The sequence below is a fragment of the Clostridium sp. UBA2485 genome (assembly GCF_002341865.1).
Lineage (GTDB): Bacteria > Bacillota > Clostridia > Clostridiales > Clostridiaceae > Clostridium_J.
In genome coordinates, this window is sequence record NZ_DDOV01000125.1 from 1 (window position 1) to 14,842 (window position 14,842).

Below are 14,842 nucleotides of genomic sequence, written 5' to 3' on the forward strand. Positions count from 1 at the left end.
ATAAAGTGATGACATATTATTATATTTGTATTTCTATATATATTTGTTATTTTTGCAAAGGTATTAAACTGTTCCTTTATTCTACATAAAGTTGCACTAAAAACAGGTCATATACCAAAAAATATGAGTAATGAAGATGTGATAAATCAATATAACCAGTATAAACACGAATTTGCTTTCAAACTTGCAGGATTTTGGGAGGTAACACTTGTTTGGCGTTCAGAAAATCTATGAAATACACCATGAGAAATGAGTAATCTAATAGAATCTATGATGAAATAACTCATAACATGTAGCTCACATGTGAGAAATACATGCTATGAGTTTTTATTTCCATTGGGCGATTATTACCTTAGTCAACTAATGCTGGAAGAATAAAATCTTTTATTAATATCATTCTATCTTTAGGTTCCATAGCGAACTTTGAAGCTACTGTTATAACTATATCCTTATCTAGAAGGTAGCAAGTCATGTACCACCATCTCCTAAAGCACAGTATAGACGTATTATTTTCATGAAACAACCGCCATAAATAACCATAATGATTAACTGTCATGTGTGTACTGTCGTCAATCTACTCTGATGAAACTATCTGATGATTATTCTATGGTCCGTGATTAAGATACAGAAAACCAAAACGAGTCATGTCACGAAGGAGTTAGGGTAAGTCCCCATCCGCCTGTACTACTGCCTGTCGTGGCGATTACCAAACCAGTCACATATTTACCTTTTATGAAATCAAAGGAGGTGTCCACGGTCATTTCATAATTTGATTAAAGATATAAATCCATAAAATTAATCTATATATGCAACAAGGTAAATTATTTATATTTATGTTTTTTACGCTTTTAACATATTGTAAATTAAGCATAATAAAAATTTGTATAAGTATAAAAAGAAAAATAAAAAAGCTATGAGTTACAACCACTCACAGCTTTTTTATTTTATATTATTGGCTTAGCCATTTTTATAATCCTATTACCTAATATATTTTTATCAATTAATTTTTTATAATTAATCTTATTATAAAATTTTGATGTAGTTTCATCTTTAGCCAGTAAAACACATCTTTTATAACGATTTGCTTTGGCTAATCTTTCTGCATATTCCATAAGGGTTTTACCGAAGCCTAATCCCCTCACATTTTCACTAGTAGCAATGTTGGCAATATAAAGATCACCTTTATTACATTCTTTTACGAAAATATATTTTAATCCTTCAATTAAAAATGTAAATTTGCTTTTAAAGCCATTTAATGATCTTAATATTATTTTTTCTGTATTAATGTTTAATTTATCCAACTTTTCATGAGGTATTACTATTATAATACCTGCAACTTCATCGTTGTGCTCTATAACTTTTGTGTAATCTAATGAATATCTAGTGTTTGGAATAGCTATAAGTTTTTTAATTATTTTTATATTTTCTTTTTTAGACTTTTCTCCCCAAACATACTCTTGATCATTTTCTGTACTATAGATAAGTTCTGCTATTGCATTAATGTCTTTTTTCTGAGCATTTCTAATGCTCTTGCTAATCATGGTTTCAAACCGTTACCAAAGCACTAAAAACTCTATAAGAAGATTATATAAGTTTATAGTTTTGTTTATTTCCTACTTCATAATGTCCAGTTTTGCCAAAGCTACTCCTGTTTTTTATAACACTCCATAGGCTTTGCTACCTATTAAGGTAGTGGGTTGTAACAATTACCCAATTTAGTTAATCTTTTAATTGACTATACTAAACCATAGTTTGCAAGATTATAACTAGCATTTTTATCCCTATCACAACTAAAGCCACAAGAACATTTATAAACTCTATCTGAAAGCTTTAAATCTTTCTTAATAGAACCACAATGACTACAGGTTTTACTTGAAGGATAAAATGTAGGTACTTGAATAAACTCAATACCATAATTTTCACATTTATATTTCATTTGATTTATAAATATATTAAATCCTTGCTCTGATATTGCCTTTGATAAGTGTTTATTTTTCATCATATTAGACACTTTCAAATCTTCCATTACTACTCTAAAAGGTTTGGCTTTCACCATTTTAGAAGTAGTTTGATGAATATGATTTATTCTAATATTTTTAAGTTTACTATGAAGTTTCTTAATCTTCTTTTCAAGTTTTGCAATGTTCTTAGTTTTTTGGTAACTGCCTCCTTTTTTATTTTTTTCGTATTTCCTTGAACATTGTCTTTGCAATCTTTTTAATTTTTTATTTAATCTTTTTACTGTATGGGTTTTATTAATATTTTTAGTATCTAAATTATCTATATTTGTTATTGCTAGTTGCGTTATCCCAAGATCTATTCCTAAACTAAAATCATTTAATTTAGTTTTTTCTACTGGTATTTCAACTCCTACTGAAAGTACCCATACTCTACCATTAAAATGTATTCTAGGATTTTTAAACTTTGTTATAGTGCTTAAATTAATATCATAGTCTACTCTGCATTTAACTTTTCCTATCTTTTCAAGGTTTACAAAATTTTCTTTGAAATAAACTTTATCATATCTACTATAAAATCTAGATTTTGATTTTTTCTTTCTTTTAAATTTAGGAAATTTGCTGCCATTAAAGAAATTTTTATATGCTTTATCCAAATCTCGAATACTTTCTTTTAACGTTGCATTAGATACTTCATAAAGCCACTCATAGCCTTCAGTATTCTTTAAAATAGTTAATTCCTTACCTAATTCTGAAACTGATAGCTTTTTATTATTAATTTTATAATTTTCTATTTGCGCTGATAATGCCCAATTATAAACAAATCTCATGCATCCAATGTGTTTATACATTAAAATTATTTGTCCCTCTGTTGGATATAACCTTATATTTAATGCTTTAATCATTGTTTATCACCTCACTCTCTAATATCTATTATATCCAAGGATTATCCTTATATAATGCTTTAAGGTGATAAAATAGCGAATAAAAATCTAAAAACAATAACTACTATATCTAATGCTATAGGAACTAAAATTTAAAATAAATTTCAAAATTATTAGATAAAGCAACTATTTTAAAAGTCTATTAAGAAATAGTTACATTTATAGTTTTTTATAACTTTTCTTTAAAAGTTATTTAACCCCCCTAGAAGTATAACAAGCATATTAATGAGTATATTTGTATACCCAGTTTTAAATATATTTTGTATAGTATAATTATATATTTATTTAAGAATTTATATAATAGCTTCAAGTGTTGTATTTTATGTACAAAACTCCACATATATTATTTAAATATTTAAATTAAAAACCTTACATAAGTACATTTAGTACAGAATAAGCAAAAAAATAATCTATGAAAGTAAATATATAGGGCTCGTTTGCCCCTTACTTTCATAGATTATTTTCTCAATAAATTTACATTATTAATTAATAATTTCTAATACTTTAAATAAGTCCTTATCATGAAGTTGTTTTAATATATTGTTATGAATTGTTTTTAGCTCTTCAGGAGTTGTTACACCAATTCTATCCTCTTCCTTAGGATGCTCTTTAAAATATACTTTTGCCTGCATATATTTTTCATGTACGACTTTTAATATCTCCAAAGCTTGATCATCATTTATTTTTAAATTAAATTCCATAATGAATCACCTCTAAAAATAAAATTCGTCATAAGATTTAAAAATCCTCTCTAGTACTATTATATATTTATTTTTAGTTTTTAATTATAACTTATTATCGTTAACTAATTTTTGAGAATGTAGTTTACTTTAAAATTTAATAGTTCATAATTGTAATTATGTAAACTATAAATATATTCTTTAATTAAATTTCATATTTATAAACCTTAACTTTCAATAAAAAAGAACTAAATCTCTAAAATTAAAAATTTTAAAGATTTAGTTCTTTTCTATATTTATATTTGTTTTTTCATATGAAATTTGATTAATTTTTTAATAAGTGCCTTTTTAATTTTTTAAACTTTATTATATACCTTAATATTATATTTCTATATTTTTTAAAAATATATTATTCTTCCCAAAGATCTTTGACTAACTCTTCTATTTCTTTCTTTAATTTTTCTGTTTCCTCTACATCTATATAAATATTTTCTTCTTCAATAATAAGTACATCACCTTCCTTTGCTTCTTTAGGTATTTTATCTCTAGAAATATTCGCCATTATTCCCTTTTCATTTTCGCAAACTGCAAACTCTTCTTCAAATCTATCAATAATAAATTTCAATATTTTTCACCTCATTTTAACCTTTTATAATTTTATTTTATATCTGACTACAACAATTTGGAAGTAATATTATTAAATTCTTATAAATAACTCAATAAATCTTTAAAGATAATTTTAAGCAATGTAAGTTTATGATATAGTATATATGTAAGTTTTGGTATTATACCATAAGAAAGGAAGTGTAGTATGAAGTATATACTAAAAGCTTTTAAAAAATACGGAGAAATAATATTAGCTGTATTATTAACCTTTATTGGTATTAAATTAATAAATAATTATAAAATCTTTGTTGATTTATTCAGCTCATTAAAAAATGTAGTATCCCCTTTCATAATTGGTGCAGTTATTGCTTACTGTATTAATCCTTTAATGAAAGTTTTTGAGATAAGACTTAAATTTTCTAGAGGTCTTAGTTTGTTATTATCCTTTATAATAATAATTTTACTTACTATTCTAAATATAAAATTCTTATTACCTGGAATAATATCAAATCTTAAAACTTTAATTGAAGCTACTCCATCCTTTATGTCAAAAACAATGGAGTTCATCGAAAATTATATTACTAATGATACAGTTAAATATTGGATTCAGAATAATAACATAATAGATAAAATAAATGCAAATATGTATAATATATTATCCACTATTTTTACATCCTTATTATCAATAACTGGCTCTTTAGCAGGTTCTTTGATTAAATGGACTTTAGGTTTTGTAATTTCCGCTTATTATCTATATGATAAAGAACACTTCATTCTATATTTCAAAAAGCTTATGTATATGATTCTTAAAGAAGATAGAGGAAATAAATTTATAGAATTGTTAAATACTTTTGATAAAATGATTGGTTCTTACATAGGTATAAGAGCAGTTGAATCTGCTATAGTGGGATTAGCAGCGTTTATTGGGTTACTTCTATTAGATTCTAATTTTGTACTGTTGATTAGTTTATTCTTTGGAGTAACCAATATGATTCCTTATTTTGGACCTTTCTTAGGCATTGTTTTTGGTACCTTATTAAATGTATTTTATGACCCACAGAAAGCATTTTTTATATTAATTTTATTATTTATACTGCAACAAATAGATGGAAATTGGCTTGGTCCTAAGCTTTCTGGTAAAACCGTTGGAATACACCCTGTCTTTTGCATATTTGCATTAGCTGTAGGGGGAGCAATTTATGGAGCAATAGGTATGTTAATTGCAGTACCTATTGCTGGGGTTATAAAAATATATTGGCAAAAATTTATGGACGCATACGAAGAAAATCATCCTAAATTAAAGGATTTGGTGAAAAAGTAATTTTTAGTAATAAATCATCCCTTTTTTTCATAATTTAATATAGAAAAAAGGGGATGATTTTTATGTATAAAAAGATATTAACTTTAATCACAATAATATTGATACTAATCACTACTACCTCATGTAGTTATGATATTAAAGATATATTTAAAGATGAAAAACCTACTAACTCCTATCATACCTATAATTTAATAGATTGTTATGTGGACAGTACTCCTAATGAAGTCGGGGTATTTGATATTAATTTATATAAACAAAAAAATCTAAATGAAGAGGAAGCTTTTGATGTACTTCGTCTTATAAATTCAATAAAAAATGAATACTTCATTGATAAGCCCGATGATATTGATACAATACCTATATATAAGGTATTTATAACCTTCGAAAATGAGAGATATATTATTAATGTGTATAATGAAAGATACATATCTATTTATCCTTGGGATGGGGAATATTCAATGGATTATATTGATATGGCTGAAATTCCATTAGCTTTTAATTTATATGGATTATGTAGATATTTTTTATCCTAATATACTCATTTTAAAATTTGATATTATAAAAATTAATTAAGGTTGAAATTAATTTCAACCTTAATTATTAACTATCTATAATTTCAAATTAAATACTTGTCCTATTTTTTATTAGAATCCTTAAGAATACTCTCTCGTATATCTATTATTCTTTTATTTAATATAGGATGAAGCTTATATGGTGCAATATCACATAGTGGATTTAATACAAACAATCTTTCTTCCATTCTAGGATGAGGAATTATAATTTCTTCATCGCTGTTTATTAAATCATCATAAAATATTACATCTAAATCTAAAGTTCTAGGTCCATATTTTATAATTCGCTCTCTCTTTAAACTTTTTTCTACATCAAGCAAAAATTTCATAAGGTTCTGTGGCGTTAACAACGTTTTTACTTCTATAGCAGTATTTAAAAATTCATCTTGATCTGTATATCCTACAGGCTCTGTATTATAGTAATTTGCAATTTTATTTATTTTAGTATGTTTAGAATTATTTATAATTTCAAGTGCATCTTTTATATTCTTTTCTTTATCACCTAGATTAGAACCTACTGCAATATATGCTTTATGCCACTGTCTTTCAATTTCAATAGCAACATAATTTAAATGTTTCCTTACTGGTGCCCATGGTTTTTTTAATTTAAGCTTTACTTTATTTATGGCTTCATATTTTAACAATATAAAGTTTACTATTTCCTCTGCCGCCTTTTCTATTAAATCATGACTCATTCTAGTAAACTCTTTTTCTATTTCATCACAAAGTATACCATAATGTACAGTTTTATCTAAGTTATCTTCTTCTCCAGCTCTACTTAAATCAAGATCTAATTCAAAAGATAATATAAACTTTTGTCCTAATTTTTTTTCCTCTTGAAAATATCCATGATTTGCAAATATTTCTAAATCTTTTATATACATTTTATCCATATTTATATACCTCTTAAGTTTATTTTTTTCTATATATAGCATCAGCTATTAATGCTGCTCTGTAATTCTCTTTTACATCATGAACTCTAACAAAGTCACAGCCACTCATTGTACCTATTACAGTGGTAGCGATTGTACCCTCAACTCTTTCTTGTGGTGGAAGATTTAAAGTATTACCTATTAATGACTTTCTTGAGGTTCCTAATAATAATGGATAACCTAACTCTTTAAATTTCTTTAAATTTCTCATGACCTCAAGATTATCTTCATAAGTTTTAGCAAAGCCAACACCAGGGTCTAAGATTATATTTTCGCCCTTTACTCCACTCTTTATTGCTATGGATATACTCTCTTTTAAATCTTCTAACATATCTTCAATTAAATTGTTATAGCTTGTCTCTTCCCTATTGTGCATTAGACAACATGGTACATTATACTTTGCAGCTACCTTTGATATATATGGATCTTTTTTAAATCCCCATACATCATTTATAAGGGATGCGCCTGCTTTAATTGCTTCTTCAGCAACTTTTCCTTTATATGTATCAATGGATATAGGAATATCTACATTTTTTCTTATAGCTTCAACAATAGGAATAATTCTATCTAATTCTTCTTCCTCATTAACAGATTTATGTCCAGGTCTTGTAGACTCACCGCCTATATCTATTATATCTACATTTTCATCTATCATCTTTAATGCATGCTCAACAGCACTATCTACAGTATTAAACTTTCCTCCATCTGAAAAAGAATCTGGAGTTACATTTAGTATACCCATAATAAAAGTTTTCTTTCCTAATTCAAATTCACGACTTCCTATTTTCATTATTTTATTCATAATATCCTCTCCTACTAATAGGTTATAATCACATTTTTCTTTTCATTATTCCAATAACATTCATTAATAACATTACAATTAAAACATAATCTTGAAAGTTTATCACAACTATATAAAAGCTTAGATAAATTCGTTTCACAATTTTTTTCCCTATGCTTTTCAATTGCTATTAATATTTCATCTATTTCACTTTCATTATATCCACAATGAATTAATATATTTTTAGCAATAATAACGCTACCTTCATGATGTTCTATATTTTCTTTATATTGAAGTACTCTTCCTAAATCATGTAATAGTGCAGTTGCATAAATTATATCCTTACTAATATCTAAATTATTTTCTAAAGCTTTAATATACATGATTCTTGCTACATCCAAAGAATGCTCCATTCCATGTCTACAAAATTTTCTTTCTTCCTCTAATTCATTCAGTTCATTAGTATATTTAATAAATTCTTTATTGTTTAAAATCTTATTAATTCTAACATTATCATCAATTAAATTTTTCATTCAACCACCTTAATTATTTATTAATTAGAGAAATAACTTGATTTTGTAGAGATATATTATCTTTAAAAATTCCTCTTGAAACTATAGTTGCAGTTTTAGTGCCAGGCTTCTTAACACCTCTCATAGTCATACATAAGTGTTCAGCTTCAATAATAACTAAAGCACCTTTAGTTTGTAAATTCTTCATTATAGAATCTGCAATTTGAGAGGTCATTCTTTCTTGAAGTTGAGGTCGTTTTGCAAAGACCTCAACAGTTCTAGCAAGTTTACTAAGTCCTGCTACTTTTCCATTAGGTATATATGCAATATGAGCTTTACCATAGAAAGGAACAAAGTGATGCTCACACATAGAATAAAATACTATATCTTTTTCAATTACAATGTCATCATTTTCTACAGTGAAGGTCTTTGCTAAATGTTCTTTTGGATCTTCAGTTAATCCAGAAAATATTTCACTATACATTCTAGCAATCCTATCTGGCGTATCCTTTAATCCTTCTCTTTCAGGATCTTCTCCTATTGCTTCTATAATCATGGCGATTGCTTCTCTTATTTTTTCTTCATTAACCATTTTTAACACTCCATTCTATTATCCTATGCTAATATCCATATTTACTATTTATATAATTATCATAGTAAAACTTAATTTCATCTATAATTTTATTATCTTTAATATTCTTACCATCAACTGAATTTATTTTCATTATCCCCATTAAGCTATTAGTTAAAAAAGCTCCATCACTATTCTTTAAATCATCTAATAAGATAAAATCTTCAACAACTTTATAACCTTTACTTCTTAATGTATTGATTAAAAACTCTCTCACTATACCAGGTAAAAGACCTGAGCTTATTTTAGGGGTATAAATCATTTTATTTTTTATAATGAATAGATTAGAAACTGATCCCTCACATAAAAAATTATCTAAATTTAAAAATATAGCTTCATCAAAGCCTTCTTTTAAAGCTAATTCTTTTTCTAAAATATTATCTAAATAATTTAAAGACTTTATATAAGTTGTTTTAGAAAATTGATTTCTTTTATAATTACTAACTTTTAAATTAAAACCTCTTTTATAATGTTTTTCTCCATAAATTATAGGCCTATTTGAATAAATTATATTTTTTTCAGATACCATAATTTTCAAAGCACAGTTTGTAATCTTAAGCTCTTCTACTTTTTCTCTGATATCTTTCTCACTTATAAAGTTATCTATTCCTAAAAGATTTATTCCATCATTAAGCCTTTTTATATGCTCCTTTAAAAAAACTGGTTCTTTTAATATCAACATGGTTTCAAAAAGTCCTTTTCCAAAAGCATATCCATCATCTAAAACTATACTTTGTTCTATTTCTTTACTCTCCATAATCTCATCACCTATTTTAGAACCTTCATTAAAGCTCTAGCTTTATCTAAAGTCTCATCATATTCCATTTGTTCAACTGATTCGTAGGTTATTCCTCCTCCTACGCCAAAGTATGCTTTATTATCTTTAATTAATACAGTTCTTATAACAATATTCAGATCTGCATTTCCCTCTAATCCTATATAGCCAATAGCACCAGTATAAATATTTCTTCTAACCTTTTCTAATTCATCAATTATTTCCATAGATCTAATTTTGGGTGCCCCAGTTATAGATCCTCCTGGAAAGCAAGCTTTAATACAATCAATAGTAGAATACTCATCTTTAATTTCACCAATAACTGTTGAAACTAAATGAAATACTGTACTATATTCTTCTAATTTAAATAATTCTGTTACCTTTACTGTATTTGGTTTGCATACCTTACTTAAATCGTTTCTTTCTAAATCAACAATCATTAATAATTCAGATTTATCTTTTTCACTTTGTAAAAGTTCATTTTTATATCTTTCATCTTCACTTATATTTTTTCCTCTAGGCCTAGTACCTTTAATAGGTCTCGTTTCCATAACTCTATTTTCTATTTTTAAAAATCTTTCTGGCGATGAAGATAAAATATGAAAATCTTCTAGAGCCATATAGGCCGCAAAGGGTGCAGGATTTATAGATCTTAATTTTTCATATATATTAAAAGGATTATCCTTTATTTCTTTACTATACCGTTGAGTTAAATTTGCTATATAAATATCTCCATTTTTTATATATTCTTTTACAGTAGATACGGTATTTAAATACTCATCTTCTTTAAAGTTAGAGTTAAAAGTCTCTATATCATAATTAAGATTATTTAAATTTAATTTTTCTCTTTTTTCTCCTAATTTAATTTTCTCTTCTATAAAGTTTATACTTTCTTCTTGGCTTTTAAGTATTCCTAAAGCTGTAATAAATAAATTCTCATTTAAAGTATCATAGATAATAATATTATCATAAAAATTAAAATAAGCATCAGGAATAAAAACATCTTCAACAGCACTTTCAGGAAGTTCTTCTATTTGACGTCCTAAATCATAAGAAAAATACCCTATAGCTCCTGATATAAATGGAAGATTTGTATTGTTTTCTATTTTATATTCCCTTAATATTTTATTTAATTCTGTAAAACTATCCCCTTCAAAACTTTTATTATTTACAGTACATAAATTATCCTTGCTTTTAAACTTTAAATATGGATTTAAACCTATTATTGAATACTTCCCCAAATTATCCTCATCTTTAGCACTATCTAAGAAAATAATATCTTTTTCACCTTTAAATAAGGAAAATATTTCAAAACAATTTAAATCAGTCTCTACAGTTTTAATTTTAACTCTCATAACTACTCCTTGATGTATTTTTATTAAATTCTCTTGCAACATTAATAAAATTTATTAGCAATTCATGTCCAAACTCTGTAAGTTCTGCCTCTGGATGAAACTGCACTCCTTCAATAGGATAATTACAATGTCTTACTCCCATTATAACTCCATCTTCTGTTTCAGAAGTTATTTCAAGGCATTTAGGTAGTGTTTTTCTATCAATGACTAAAGAATGATATCTGGTTACTTTAAAAGGATTTTTTAAGCTTTTAAATACACCTTTATTATCATGAGTTATACAACTTACTTTTCCATGTACAGGATAGGATCCCTTTACAATATTACCTCCAAAAGCATGTCCAATAGCTTGATGACCAAGACAAATTCCTAATATAGGAATTTTACCTTTAAACTCTTCAATAACTTCTAAAATTATTCCTGATTTATCTGGTGACTTAGGACCAGGGGAAATAATTATTGCTTCTGGACTTAAATCATAAATTTCCCTAATAGTTATTTTATCATTTCTAAATACTTTAATTTCTTCCTTTATTTCTTCTAAATATCTCACTAAATTATAAACAAAGGAATCATAGTTATCAATCATTAAAAACATTGTATACTCCTTTTAGTAAAATAATATTTGTTTAAATAAATGGTATAATAAACTTAAAAGAATTCACAGTTCATAATTATTGTTGAAATTAATTCTTTACGAATTAATTTCTTTAATAGACATTATTATGTTAATATGTTTAATATTTCTCATTTATATCTATATTATATCAAAAAAATCAAAGATTAACTTTGAAAATTCAAGAAGAATGTTTTAAATTATGAAATTATATATGAGGTGATGATATGAAGATAGATTTACATAGTCATACTACTGCATCTGATGGCAGATATTCTCCAAAAGAATTAGTTGATTATGCCATAAAAAAGAAAATAGATATACTGTCTATTACAGATCATGATACTACTGATGGTGTAGACGAGGCTTTAATTTATAGCAAAAATTATAGCAAAAAACTTCCTATAAGTATTCTACCAGGTATTGAACTCTCTACAATTCATAATGAAGAAAGCATACATATATTAGGTTATTTTAGAGATGATAGTTATAAGTCTCTATCTTTGCAAAACTTCTTAAAAGAAATGAAGGATTTTAGGGCAGAAAGAGGAAAAAAAATTGTAGAAAATCTTAGAAAGTATTTTAATATAATAATAGATTATAATCAAATATCAAGTAATCCTATAATAGCCCGTCCTCATATTGCAAAGGCGATCATAGATTCAGGATATAATTATAGCTTTGATGAAATTTTTAAAAAGTTTTTATCTAAAGATAGTCCTGCTTATGTAGAAAATAAAAAAGTTTCACTAGCTGAAGGGATACAGCTGCTGAAAGAGCATAATGCTTTTGTATCTTTAGCCCACCCTATTCTTATAAAAAAATCAAAGGTTGAAGACTTAATTTCTCATGACTTTGATGGAATAGAAGCCTATTACTCTCTTAATACTGAATATGATACTGCTAAATTTATTAATTTAGCCCATAAATATAATAAAATTTTAACCTGTGGCTCTGATTTTCATGGAATATACAATGATTCCTCTCATGGAGATTTAGGAAGTTGTTATTTTGATAATAAAAGATGTGAAATTTTCTTAAAATCCTTAGAAATTAAAAAATGATTAAAGTAAATTTTTTAAAAGTATGCTTCAGACTACATTTTTCTATAATATAAAAAGGACTATTCATAATATGGAAAATATTTTTCATACTATGAATAGCCTCTTTTATAACTTTTTTTATCTACTCTAAATGTTCCTTTGTTTTTAATATGATTTTTAATATCTTCAATTAAATTTACTTTTACATCAAAATTTGAAATAATAGTTAGTTTATTTCTCTTTATTCTTCATTTTTAAAATATAAACTATAATTGCTATTAATAAAGCTACCTATATACTCCGTGAAACACCAAACTCAAATATCTAACTTTTTAAAATATTAATCATTCTTTATATAAAATTAGATATTATGAAAGAGTAAATTATTTATAGTTTATAAAAATTATATTGATATAGTATTCATATAAGTTCTTAAATTTTCCAATGCTTTGTTTTTAGTTTTATTTACAGCTTGTCTAGAAATATTAAGTTTATTCGCAATTTCTATATCTGAATAGTTCTTAATATATCTTTCTTCTAAAACTATTCTTTGCATTTTAGATAAAGTTCTTAAAAGATCCTCAACATAAATGTTGTCTTCAATTTCATAAGTATATTTATTCTCTATTATCTCTAAATTTAGTTCAGTTTCTCTTTTTAGCATTCTTAAATATTTTCTCATAAGGTCTACATATTTAAATTTTATGGAGTTATATAAATAATTTACTAGAGTACCTTCATTTTCTAAGTTTAGATCAGTAAGCTTTAACTCTTTAATAGTTTTTATAAAACTTATTATAAGATCAGTATCAGCACCATCGTAGCATAACTTTCTGCTGAATTTTTTTATAGAAGGACTAAACTTTTCAATTATCAACAGAAGTGCTATTTTGTCTCCTTTTTGAGAATTTTCAATTAATTGAAATAATGGCATATTCATAATTTTTCCCCCTCAAAGAAGTTTTTAATTTATCAATGAAGGACGAAGTAATACTTAAATATGTAAACCCTTATAAAAAATGGAAAATAATAATTTTAAAAAATGCTCTTCATATGAAAATTTAATTAAAAAAATACAAAAAATCCCTTGAAGTTACAATATTTTAACTTCAAAGGGATTACATAGGATCTAAGTTTATTATATAAATGCGATAAATAAGTTGGATTTCAAAATTTAAAATAAGAAAATTAATATAAAAAATGAACTAATTAATCTTATACAACAAATAAACCTAAATTAGACTATTATATGCCTATCTTAGTGGATAGCGAAAATATTTAGTTATGTAAAATAGACATAGCTATGGTGTTTGAAGGATTTTTCAATATGATTCATCATTTGGAAAGTCTCTAAAAGTCTACTGAACTTCAAAAGTACTTATTAATCTACCAAAAAGTATTAATAATATGTATATAGTTAAATTAATGTTTGCAAATTTACATAAAAAAGTTAAAATTTTCTTCATAAAATAAATAATGAGATAATTAAGAATAACTAAATCACAATTATTAGGAATTTAATAGTAAAAATATGATAAAGGAAAGTTAATAAAAGGTATAAGTTTGATAAATTGGGGTAAATTTAGAATGATTCTAGAATATAAAGCAGAATGAAGTGTATAGAAATATAATAGTATAATCATCAAGTTATGCAAGTATTAAACTTTATTTAGAATGTAGTTATTGCTACTTTGAAATGGAAATCCAACAATCAGAAAATGGATATGTCACAAAATATAGAATATACCACAATGTAAATGTAAATATTAGCGAAAGCTTGTTAATATAGCATACAATATGACATATCAGATGTGAGATAACCTTATTAGTGTAGCCAATACTCCAAGTATTTTTATAGAGTCTCTATTAGTTGATGTAGATAGTTCACTTTTTGAATTTATTATTACATTTTTAAATTTTTTAAGAACATATATTATTCATTATAATAATTTAACAAATTAAGCTCTTTATTTAATATATAAAAATTCTATGATAAAATAATGAATCGTTAATTTTAAAATAGTATTTTTACATAAAAATTACGTTTATCTACTTTTATTATATGTACCTAAAAAAATTCTTTAACAACTTTATTTATAAACTAATATCAAACTCT

The 14,842-nt window shown here is 25.3% G+C and carries 15 protein-coding genes; 3 read left to right on the forward strand and 12 right to left on the reverse strand.

Annotated features, from left to right (window positions below; all coding sequences use genetic code 11):
• Nucleotides 1-944 precede the first annotated feature (944 nt).
• The 4 genes from B3603_RS22965 to B3603_RS22980 form a co-directional block, all read right to left on the reverse strand.
• On the reverse strand, nt 945-1,541 hold the full coding sequence (locus tag B3603_RS22965; RefSeq protein WP_291569168.1) for a GNAT family N-acetyltransferase: 597 nt from the start codon (nt 1,539-1,541) through the stop codon (nt 945-947).
• Nucleotides 1,542-1,735: 194 nt separating this feature from the next.
• Entirely contained in the window at nt 1,736-2,863 is a 1,128-nt protein-coding gene (locus B3603_RS22970) for an RNA-guided endonuclease InsQ/TnpB family protein (RefSeq protein ID WP_291569169.1), read from the reverse strand.
• A 521-nt stretch (nt 2,864-3,384) separates the two neighbouring features.
• Nucleotides 3,385-3,603, reverse strand: coding sequence for a hypothetical protein (locus tag B3603_RS22975; RefSeq protein WP_039630458.1), 219 nt, complete (start codon nt 3,601-3,603; stop codon nt 3,385-3,387).
• Between the two features lie 388 nt (nt 3,604-3,991).
• Nucleotides 3,992-4,207: a DUF3006 domain-containing protein gene (locus B3603_RS22980; RefSeq protein WP_291569170.1), complete on the reverse strand. Its 216-nt coding sequence runs from the start codon at nt 4,205-4,207 to the stop codon at nt 3,992-3,994.
• Nucleotides 4,208-4,393: 186 nt separating this feature from the next.
• Here B3603_RS22980 and B3603_RS22985 point away from each other — a divergent pair, with 186 nt between their 5' ends.
• Both B3603_RS22985 and B3603_RS22990 read left to right on the forward strand, forming a co-directional pair.
• Complete coding sequence (locus B3603_RS22985) at nt 4,394-5,509, forward strand: AI-2E family transporter (RefSeq protein WP_291569171.1); 1,116 nt, start codon at nt 4,394-4,396, stop codon at nt 5,507-5,509.
• Between the two features lie 62 nt (nt 5,510-5,571).
• Complete coding sequence (locus B3603_RS22990) at nt 5,572-6,042, forward strand: DUF4883 family protein (RefSeq protein ID WP_291569172.1); 471 nt, start codon at nt 5,572-5,574, stop codon at nt 6,040-6,042.
• A 101-nt stretch (nt 6,043-6,143) separates the two neighbouring features.
• On the opposite strand, the gene folK is transcribed toward B3603_RS22990, so the two are convergent.
• From folK to B3603_RS23025, 7 genes are read right to left on the reverse strand one after another with little or no spacing between them, the layout of a single operon-like run.
• Nucleotides 6,144-6,974 (reverse strand): 2-amino-4-hydroxy-6-hydroxymethyldihydropteridine diphosphokinase, encoded by an 831-nt coding sequence (folK, locus tag B3603_RS22995; protein WP_291569173.1) that lies wholly within the window; start codon nt 6,972-6,974, stop codon nt 6,144-6,146.
• A gap of 19 nt (nt 6,975-6,993) precedes the next feature.
• Complete coding sequence (gene folP, locus B3603_RS23000; RefSeq protein ID WP_291569181.1) at nt 6,994-7,803, reverse strand: dihydropteroate synthase; 810 nt, start codon at nt 7,801-7,803, stop codon at nt 6,994-6,996.
• A gap of 26 nt (nt 7,804-7,829) precedes the next feature.
• Nucleotides 7,830-8,327, reverse strand: a complete 498-nt coding sequence (locus tag B3603_RS23005) for an HD domain-containing protein (RefSeq protein ID WP_291569174.1) — start codon at nt 8,325-8,327, stop codon at nt 7,830-7,832.
• A gap of 13 nt (nt 8,328-8,340) precedes the next feature.
• Nucleotides 8,341-8,898 carry a GTP cyclohydrolase I FolE gene (gene folE / locus B3603_RS23010; protein ID WP_291569175.1) on the reverse strand — a complete coding sequence of 186 codons (558 nt, stop codon included), beginning with the start codon at nt 8,896-8,898 and terminating at the stop codon, nt 8,341-8,343.
• 28 nt (nt 8,899-8,926) lie between these two features.
• Nucleotides 8,927-9,694 carry an aminotransferase class IV gene (locus B3603_RS23015; protein ID WP_291569176.1) on the reverse strand — a complete coding sequence of 256 codons (768 nt, stop codon included), beginning with the start codon at nt 9,692-9,694 and terminating at the stop codon, nt 8,927-8,929.
• An 11-nt stretch (nt 9,695-9,705) separates the two neighbouring features.
• On the reverse strand, nt 9,706-11,067 hold the full coding sequence (pabB, locus tag B3603_RS23020) for an aminodeoxychorismate synthase component I (RefSeq protein ID WP_291569177.1): 1,362 nt from the start codon (nt 11,065-11,067) through the stop codon (nt 9,706-9,708).
• Nucleotides 11,057-11,665, reverse strand: a complete 609-nt coding sequence (locus B3603_RS23025) for an anthranilate synthase component II (protein WP_291569178.1) — start codon at nt 11,663-11,665, stop codon at nt 11,057-11,059. The genes pabB and B3603_RS23025 overlap by 11 nt, the downstream gene beginning before the upstream one ends.
• 245 nt (nt 11,666-11,910) lie before the next feature.
• Here B3603_RS23025 and B3603_RS23030 point away from each other — a divergent pair, with 245 nt between their 5' ends.
• Nucleotides 11,911-12,747: a PHP domain-containing protein gene (locus tag B3603_RS23030; RefSeq protein WP_291569179.1), complete on the forward strand. Its 837-nt coding sequence runs from the start codon at nt 11,911-11,913 to the stop codon at nt 12,745-12,747.
• Nucleotides 12,748-13,129: 382 nt separating this feature from the next.
• Here the strand turns inward: B3603_RS23030 and B3603_RS23035 are convergent, their stop codons facing one another.
• A complete protein-coding gene (locus tag B3603_RS23035; protein WP_291569180.1) occupies nt 13,130-13,666 on the reverse strand; it encodes an RNA polymerase sigma factor in 537 nt (178 codons plus the stop codon).
• Between the last annotated feature and the right edge of the window lie 1,176 nt (nt 13,667-14,842).

Coding starts and splice junctions, on each gene's coding strand:
- B3603_RS22965 (WP_291569168.1), bottom strand. CDS start 1,541: ATGATTAGCAAGAGCATTAGAAATGCTCAGAAAAAAGACATTAATGCA.
- B3603_RS22970 (WP_291569169.1), bottom strand. CDS start 2,863: ATGATTAAAGCATTAAATATAAGGTTATATCCAACAGAGGGACAAATA.
- B3603_RS22975 (WP_039630458.1), bottom strand. CDS start 3,603: ATGGAATTTAATTTAAAAATAAATGATGATCAAGCTTTGGAGATATTA.
- B3603_RS22985 (WP_291569171.1), top strand. CDS start 4,394: ATGAAGTATATACTAAAAGCTTTTAAAAAATACGGAGAAATAATATTA.
- B3603_RS22990 (WP_291569172.1), top strand. CDS start 5,572: ATGTATAAAAAGATATTAACTTTAATCACAATAATATTGATACTAATC.
- folK (WP_291569173.1), bottom strand. CDS start 6,974: ATGGATAAAATGTATATAAAAGATTTAGAAATATTTGCAAATCATGGA.
- folP (WP_291569181.1), bottom strand. CDS start 7,803: ATGAAAATAGGAAGTCGTGAATTTGAATTAGGAAAGAAAACTTTTATT.
- B3603_RS23005 (WP_291569174.1), bottom strand. CDS start 8,327: ATGAAAAATTTAATTGATGATAATGTTAGAATTAATAAGATTTTAAAC.
- folE (WP_291569175.1), bottom strand. CDS start 8,898: ATGGTTAATGAAGAAAAAATAAGAGAAGCAATCGCCATGATTATAGAA.
- B3603_RS23015 (WP_291569176.1), bottom strand. CDS start 9,694: ATGGAGAGTAAAGAAATAGAACAAAGTATAGTTTTAGATGATGGATAT.
- pabB (WP_291569177.1), bottom strand. CDS start 11,067: ATGAGAGTTAAAATTAAAACTGTAGAGACTGATTTAAATTGTTTTGAA.
- B3603_RS23025 (WP_291569178.1), bottom strand. CDS start 11,665: ATGTTTTTAATGATTGATAACTATGATTCCTTTGTTTATAATTTAGTG.
- B3603_RS23030 (WP_291569179.1), top strand. CDS start 11,911: ATGAAGATAGATTTACATAGTCATACTACTGCATCTGATGGCAGATAT.
- B3603_RS23035 (WP_291569180.1), bottom strand. CDS start 13,666: ATGAATATGCCATTATTTCAATTAATTGAAAATTCTCAAAAAGGAGAC.